Origin of the sequence: Pseudoxanthomonas dokdonensis (genome assembly GCF_001431405.1) — a bacterium.
Taxonomy (GTDB): Bacteria; Pseudomonadota; Gammaproteobacteria; order Xanthomonadales; family Xanthomonadaceae; genus Pseudoxanthomonas_A; species Pseudoxanthomonas_A dokdonensis.
In genome coordinates this window covers 1-1,174 of sequence record NZ_LDJL01000022.1, presented here as the reverse complement: position 1 = coordinate 1,174, position 1,174 = coordinate 1, and the positions used below count along the sequence as shown (strand labels likewise).

Sequence of the window (1,174 nt, the reverse complement as noted above, 5' to 3'; positions counted from 1 at the left end):
TTTTGTAGTTTTTCTGGCTGTTACTCAGAACACGCAAGTGTGACTCAGGAGGATCTTCGTCGGCGTCAGATGTGTGTAAGTTACGGCCACCATCTTCACGTTGTCACCCGGCATCACCATTTCCACGCCTTCCGGCAGTTCCACCGCACCGGTGATGTCGGTGGTACGGAAGTAGAACTGCGGGCGGTAGCCCTTGAAGAACGGGGTGTGACGGCCGCCTTCGTCCTTGCTCAGCACGTACACTTCGGCTTCGAACTCGGTGTGCGGCTTGATGGAACCCGGCTTGCACAGCACCTGGCCGCGCTCGACGTCGTCACGCTTGGTGCCGCGCAGCAGCAGACCGGCGTTGTCGCCTGCCTGGCCCTGGTCCAGCAGCTTGCGGAACATTTCCACGCCGGTCACGGTGGTCTTCTGGGTCGCACGGATACCGACGATTTCAATTTCGTCGCCCACCTTGATGATGCCGCGCTCGATACGACCGGTCACCACGGTGCCGCGGCCGGAAATCGAGAACACGTCTTCCACCGGCATCAGGAACGGCTTGTCGATGTCGCGTTCCGGTTCCGGAATGAACGTGTCCAGCGCGTCCACCAGCTTCAGAATCGCCGGCACGCCGATGTCGCTCTGGTCGCCTTCCAGCGCCAGACGGGCCGAACCGTGGATGATGGGGGTGTCGTCGCCCGGGAACTCGTACTTGCTCAGCAGTTCACGCACTTCCATTTCCACCAGTTCCAGCAGCTCGGCATCGTCCACCATGTCGGCCTTGTTCAGGAACACCACGATGTGCGGCACGCCGACCTGGCGCGACAGCAGGATGTGCTCGCGGGTCTGCGGCATCGGGCCGTCAGCGGCCGAGCACACCAGAATCGCGCCGTCCATCTGCGCTGCACCGGTAATCATGTTCTTCACGTAGTCGGCGTGACCCGGGCAGTCCACGTGCGCGTAGTGACGGGTCGGGGACTCGTATTCCACGTGCGCGGTCGAAATCGTGATGCCGCGCGCCTTTTCTTCCGGCGCCGCGTCAATCGCGTCGTATGCCTTGAATTCGCCACCAAAGCGCTCGGCACCAATCTTGGTCAGTGCGGCGGTCAGCGTGGTCTTGCCATGGTCAACGTGACCAATGGTGCCCACGTTCACGTGCGGCTTGGTGCGTTCGAATTTACCCTTTGCCATG

The 1,174-nt window shown here is 61.6% G+C and carries 1 pseudogene; it reads right to left on the bottom strand.

Annotated features, from left to right (window positions below):
* Positions 1-87: 87 nt before the first annotated feature.
* Positions 88-1,173 (bottom strand): annotated as a pseudogene (gene tuf / locus ABB29_RS15555) (elongation factor Tu); the annotation flags it as partial.
* Between the last annotated feature and the right edge of the window lies 1 nt (position 1,174).